General features: G+C 71.5%; 3 protein-coding genes and 1 pseudogene. 1 reads left to right on the top strand and 3 read right to left on the bottom strand.

Annotated features, from left to right (window positions below; genetic code table 11):
- Positions 1-75: 75 nt before the first annotated feature.
- Positions 76-1908, bottom strand: a complete 1833-nt coding sequence (locus KBX39_RS20115) for a BTAD domain-containing putative transcriptional regulator (RefSeq protein WP_312247465.1) — start codon at positions 1906-1908, stop codon at positions 76-78.
- Between the two features lie 441 nt (positions 1909-2349).
- Here KBX39_RS20115 and KBX39_RS20110 point away from each other — a divergent pair, with 441 nt between their 5' ends.
- A complete protein-coding gene (locus KBX39_RS20110; protein WP_210871944.1) occupies positions 2350-4833 on the top strand; it encodes an ATP-dependent Clp protease ATP-binding subunit in 2484 nt (827 codons plus the stop codon).
- Here KBX39_RS20110 and add read toward each other — a convergent pair.
- On the bottom strand, positions 4824-5801 hold the full coding sequence (gene add, locus KBX39_RS20105; protein WP_210871942.1) for an adenosine deaminase: 978 nt from the start codon (positions 5799-5801) through the stop codon (positions 4824-4826). The genes KBX39_RS20110 and add overlap by 10 nt on opposite strands.
- Positions 5801-6266, bottom strand: a pseudogene (locus KBX39_RS20100) (AraC family transcriptional regulator); the annotation flags it as partial. The pseudogene KBX39_RS20100 and the gene add, both read right to left, overlap by 1 nt.

Genomic DNA, 6266 nt, shown 5'->3' with positions numbered 1-6266 from the left:
GTCAGGTGTCATCGGCCTCCAGAACGCGACGGCCCGCTCCCCCGGCGGGGAGCGGGCCGTCGCGGCGGCCGCCGGTCAGTCCGGCACGGCCGCCGCGCCGGCCGGCAGCAACGGCCGGGGCAGCGGCAGGGGCAGTTCGGCGGCGGGACTCGTCACGGCCCCCGGGGTGCCCGTCTCCAGCGCCAGCCGGCGCAGCAGGCCGAGCATCCGGTACCGGCCGCCGGTCGTCCCGACCGGCATCACCAGGGACTTGTCCACCAGGGCGGCGAGCACCACCCGCACGTCCGTGGGCCCGGACGGATGGGGCCGCCAGAACCGCTGGGCGGCCGCCAGGTCGAACACCCCCGGCAGCAACGCGACGCGCTGGAACAGACAACGCTCGGCCACGTCGAGGCGCTGGACGCTACGGTCGAGCATCGCCCGCAGCGACGTGTGGCGTGACTCCGGTCCGGCGGCGGGCGGGCGGAGTCCGTCCAGCGGTCCCTCCAGCTTGCGCAGCACCCCGTCCAGACTCTCGGTGGCCAGGCACGCCGCCGCCATCTCCAGGGCCAGCGGCAGGCCGTCGAGCCGGCGGCAGATCTCCACCGCGACCTCCGCGTCCCGCCGGTCGAGGCGGAACCCGGGGCGGGCCTGGGCCGCCCGTTCGGCGAGCAGCGCGACCGCCGGATTGGACAGGACCGACGGCCATCCGCCCGGCTGCGGCACCGGGAGCGGATGCAGGCGCTGGACCCGCTCGTACGGCAGCCCGAGCGGCTGACGCGAGCCGGTCAGCACCGCCACGTCCGGGCACGCCAGCAACAGCCGGTCGGCGACCACCGCACACGCGTCGACCAGGTGCTCGGCGTTGTCCAGCACCACGAGTGTCGGCTGGTCGCGCAGCAGTTCGACCGGATCCTCGGCGCCGTTGCCCCCGAGCATCCGGGCCAGCCGGCGTTCCAGCTGCCGCCGGTCACTGAGATCGAGCGTGTCCACCGTCAGGACCCCGCCGGTGAAGACGCGGGCGGCCTGGTGGGCGGCGCGCAGGGTCACCGCCGACTTGCCACAGCCGGGCGCGCCGGTGACGGTCACCGCGCGGTACTTCGCCAGCAGGGCCGCCAGGTCGGCGATGTCCCCGGCCCGCCAGTGCAGCGGCCCGGAGATCGGCCCGCAGCCGGGCCTGCGCCTTGCGGCCGGCACCGCCGGCGCCGGCCGGGGCACCGGTGGACGGCCGGCCGGGCGCACCAGCGCCCGGTGCACCGCCCGCAGTTCCTCCCCCGGGTCGACGCCCAGTTCGGTACGGAGCCGCTCGGTGATGTCGGCGTACCGGTGCAGGGCCACGGTCCGGTGCCCGCTGCTGCCGAGCACGGCCAGATAGTCGGCCTGGATCGCCTCGTGCAGGGGTTCCAGCCGGGCCAGCCGGGTGGCGGTGTCGAGCACCGCCGCGGCGCGTCCCAGCCGCAGCCCCAGACCGACGTAGCTGTGCGAGGTCGCCACCCAGGCCGCACCCAGGGCCTCCACCTCGATGTTGTCGTGCAGCAGCGAGCGCAGCTCACCGAGGGTCGGGCTGCGCCACAGGTCCAGCGCCTGCCCGAGCAGGTGGAACGCCTCCTCACGGCAGCCCTCGCCGATCCGCTTCTCGGCCTCGGCGACACAGCGGCGGAACCGCGCGACGTCCGTCTCGACGGTCTCGGCGCGCAGCGAGTACCCGGTGACGGTCGAGGCGATGACCCGTACCCGGCGCCGCGGCGGATGCTCCGGTTCGAGGACCTGGCGCAGCCGGGCCACGTACGTGTGCACGAGCGACCGGGCGCTCGGCGGGACCACGCCGCCCCAGACCGCCTCCTCCACCTCGCTCACCGGGACGCTGTCGCCCAGGCGTAACGCCAGAAGCGAGAGCACCGCCCGCTGCTTGGCCGGTCCGGGCTCCACCGGATGCCCCTTCCGCCGCACGCGCAGCGGACCCAACAGGTCGACCCGGTAACAGGCGCGACTCTCCATCATCTATCCCCCCAGGCTCAGCGTGAGCCCGAGACTGGCACATCCGGTTACCACGTCGCCACACTCAGCTATTGCTCAGGAAACTCGGCAGGCCAGGCCGCCAACCCGCCCGAGCAGCGTGATCACCGCCCGGGACGTGCGTAAAGGCCGCCGGGCGGAACGACGACGGCGGGGAGTTCTTTTTCATATGGCGAAGCTATTGATAGAAGTTGCGGGCCGTGCCGGGTTGCGTGACCCGGTTCCGACGAAGGCCCACCCTGAAAGGGATGCCGCCCACCTGGAGGCCCGTGTCGCGCATCCAGGATAGACAGAATGCTATATGAAATCTTAGTATTCTGGTGGCCGGATGACTCAGGTGAGGAGCACGAGGGCATGTTCGAGCGGTTCACCGACCGAGCGCGACGGGTTGTCGTCCTGGCCCAGGAAGAGGCCCGGATGCTCAACCACAACTACATCGGTACGGAGCACATCCTGTTGGGCCTGATCCATGAGGGTGAGGGTGTCGCGGCAAAGGCCCTGGAGAGCCTCGGCATCTCCCTGGAGGGTGTGCGTCAGCAGGTCGAGGAGATCATCGGCCAGGGCCAGCAGGCGCCGAGCGGGCACATTCCGTTCACGCCGCGGGCGAAGAAGGTGCTGGAGCTGTCGCTGCGCGAGGCGCTGCAGCTCGGCCACAACTACATCGGCACCGAGCACATCCTGCTCGGCCTGATCCGCGAGGGTGAGGGCGTCGCCGCGCAGGTCCTGGTGAAGCTGGGCGCGGACCTGAACCGGGTCCGTCAGCAGGTCATCCAGCTGCTCTCCGGCTACCAGGGCAAGGAGCCGGCCGCCGCGGGTGCGGCGCCGGGTGAGGCCGCGCCGTCGACCAGCCTCGTGCTGGACCAGTTCGGCCGCAACCTGACCCAGGCCGCCCGCGAGGGCAAGCTCGACCCGGTCATCGGGCGGGAGAAGGAGATCGAGCGGGTCATGCAGGTGCTGTCCCGCCGCACCAAGAACAACCCGGTGCTGATCGGCGAGCCCGGCGTCGGTAAGACCGCCGTGGTGGAGGGCCTGTCGCAGAAGATCATCAAGGGTGAGGTGCCGGAGACGCTGAAGGACAAGCAGCTCTACACGCTCGACCTCGGTGCGCTGGTCGCCGGTTCCCGCTACCGCGGTGACTTCGAGGAGCGGCTGAAGAAGGTGCTCAAGGAGATCCGCACCCGCGGTGACATCATCCTGTTCATCGACGAGATCCACACGCTCGTCGGTGCGGGCGCGGCCGAGGGCGCGATCGACGCCGCCAGCATCCTCAAGCCGATGCTGGCCCGTGGTGAGCTGCAGACCATCGGCGCCACCACGCTGGATGAGTACCGCAAGCATTTGGAGAAGGACGCCGCGTTGGAGCGTCGTTTCCAGCCGATCCAGGTGGGTGAGCCGTCGCTGGCGCACACCATCGAGATTTTGAAGGGTCTGCGGGACCGGTACGAGGCGCACCACCGCGTGTCCATCACCGACGCCGCGCTGGTCGCCGCGGCGACGCTGGCCGACCGGTACATCTCCGACCGGTTCCTGCCGGACAAGGCGATCGACCTGATCGACGAGGCGGGCGCTCGGATGCGGATCCGCCGGATGACCGCGCCGCCGGACCTGCGCGACTTCGACGAGCGCATCGCCCAGGTGCGCCGCGACAAGGAGTCCGCGATCGACGCGCAGGACTTCGAGCGGGCCGCGCAGCTGCGTGACACCGAGAAGCAGCTGCTCGGGCAGAAGGCGCAGCGGGAGAAGGAGTGGAAGGCCGGTGACCTGGACGTCGTCAGTGAGGTCGACGACGAGCAGATCGCCGAGGTCCTCGGCAACTGGACCGGTATCCCGGTCTACAAGCTGACCGAGGAGGAGACCTCTCGGCTGCTGCGCATGGAGGACGAGCTGCACAAGCGCGTCATCGGCCAGGAGGACGCGGTCAAGGCGGTCTCGAAGGCGATCCGCCGTACCCGGGCCGGGTTGAAGGACCCGAAGCGGCCGTCCGGGTCGTTCATCTTCGCCGGCCCGTCCGGCGTCGGTAAGACCGAACTGTCCAAGGCCCTGGCGGAGTTCCTGTTCGGGTCCGAGGACGCCCTCATCCAGCTCGACATGTCGGAGTTCCACGACCGGTACACCGTGTCCCGGCTCGTCGGTGCCCCGCCCGGCTACGTCGGCTACGACGAGGGCGGGCAGCTGACCGAGAAGGTACGCCGCCGGCCGTTCTCCGTGGTCCTCTTCGACGAGATCGAGAAGGCCCACCCGGACGTGTTCAACACGCTCCTGCAGATCCTGGAAGACGGGCGCCTCACCGACGGCCAGGGCCGGATCGTGGACTTCAAGAACACGGTCATCATCCTGACCACCAACCTCGGCACCCGCGACGTCGCCAAAGCCGTCTCCCTCGGCTTCCAGGCGTCGGAGGACTCCGAGTCGAACTACGACCGGATGAAGCAGAAGGTCAACGACGAACTCAAGCAGCACTTCCGGCCCGAGTTCCTCAACCGGATCGACGACACCATCGTCTTCCACCAGCTGCGTCAGAACGAGATCCTGTCGATCGTCGACATCATGATCGCCCGGATCGAGACCCAGCTGCGGAACAAGGACATGGGTCTGGAGCTGACCGACAACGCCAAGAAGTACCTCGCGAAGAAGGGCTTCGACCCGGTGCTGGGCGCGCGGCCGCTGCGTCGCACGATCCAGCGCGACATCGAGGACAACCTGTCCGAGCGGATCCTGTTCAACGAGCTGACCCCGGGTCAGATCGTGGTCGTGGACTGCGAAGGCGACCCCGACGACACCGACACGTCCACACTCGTCTTCCGGGCCGGCAAGCCGGTGCCGACGGGTCAGCCGTAGGCCCGCCGGCCCACCGCCATCAGATGATCACGCGTCGCGTCGTCGCAGAGCGCCCCGGCCACCCCGGCGGCGTACGCCCGCTCGGGCCCGAGCCCGAGACGCGCCGCCAACTCGTGCTCACGGCCCAGATCGGTACCGAACATCGCCGGGTCGTCGGTCCCGACCGAGCAGCGCAGACCGGCGGCGACGAGGCGGGGCAACGGATGCGCGGCCTCGGACTCCACCACCCGGGTCCGCAGGTTCGACGTGGGGCACACGTCCAGCACCACACCCCGGTCCCGCAGCTCGGCGAGCAGGTCGTCGTCCTCGGCGGCCCGGATGCCGTGACGGATCCGGGCCGGAGCCAGCTCCAGCAGGTCGCGTACCGAATCCGGCCCGCCCGCCTCGCCGCCGTGCGGGACGAACGCCAGACCGCCGTCGCGGGCGATCGCCACCGCCCGGGCGAACGCCTTCGCCGGCGCGGCCAGCTCCGGCCCGCCCAGACCGAACCCGACCACGCCCCGGTCCCGGTACCGCACGGCTTGGCGGGCGCACTCCTCGGCGTCGGCCGGCGCCAGCTCGCGGTCCACGTCGGGCGTCAACAGCACCCGTACGCCGTGCCGCTCGTACGCCTCGGCCGCGCCGTCGGCGTACCCCTCGAAGATGTCCGCCCAGCCGACGCCCCGGCGCACCCGCTCGGCCGGCGAGAAGATGCCTTCCAGGTAGACAGCGCCGTGCGTGGCCGCCTCGGCGGCGTACTCCACCACGATGCGCCGGAAGTCGTCGGCCGTACGCAGGCAGTTGGTGGTCAACACCCAGGTGCGGACGAAGTGGTCGAAGTCGGTGAACTCGTAGAGCTGACGCAGACCCTCGACCGTCTCCGCGGGCAGCCGCTGACCGTTGCGGCGGGCGATGACCAGGAGCGTCTCCGGCCGTACCGTCCCTTCGAAGTGGACGTGCAGCTCGATCTTCGGGGCCGGCACGGCCATCAGGCGGTTCGGAGCGCGCGCCGCTCGGCCATCACCGGCGTCCGCCCCCGCCAGCCGGCCTGCGACACGCCCAGCAGCCAGCGCAGCGGCGTGGCCGAGAGCAGCGGCGGATCGGTGACCCGCACCTGCCGCACCGGCACCGTGAGCGTGGCCCGCGCGACGGCGATGCGCTGGGCGCTGCCCGTCTCGGCCGGTATCCGCAGGTCCGCGTCGCCGATCAGGAAGCTGTCCGGCGCGCCGTCGACGAGCGCCGAGGTGGCGTCCCGGTCCGGGCGCAGCAGCAGGACCCGGGCGCGGTGCTCGCCCGGCGGCACGGTGGCGGGCAGCGCGGCCGGCAGCGGGCGAGGCGCGGCCGTCCACCATTCGTTGCGCCCCCCGTCGTGGGGCGCCACCGCGGCGAGCAGCAGCCCCGGCAGGTCCACGGTGTCGAGGTGCATCAGCGCCCGGGGGCCCTGGCCGGCGCCT

Origin of the sequence: Micromonospora sp. D75 (assembly GCF_018070405.1) — a bacterium.
In the GTDB taxonomy this organism is placed as follows: Bacteria; Actinomycetota; Actinomycetes; order Mycobacteriales; family Micromonosporaceae; genus Micromonospora; species Micromonospora chalcea.
This window is presented reverse-complemented; position numbering and strand designations above follow the sequence as displayed.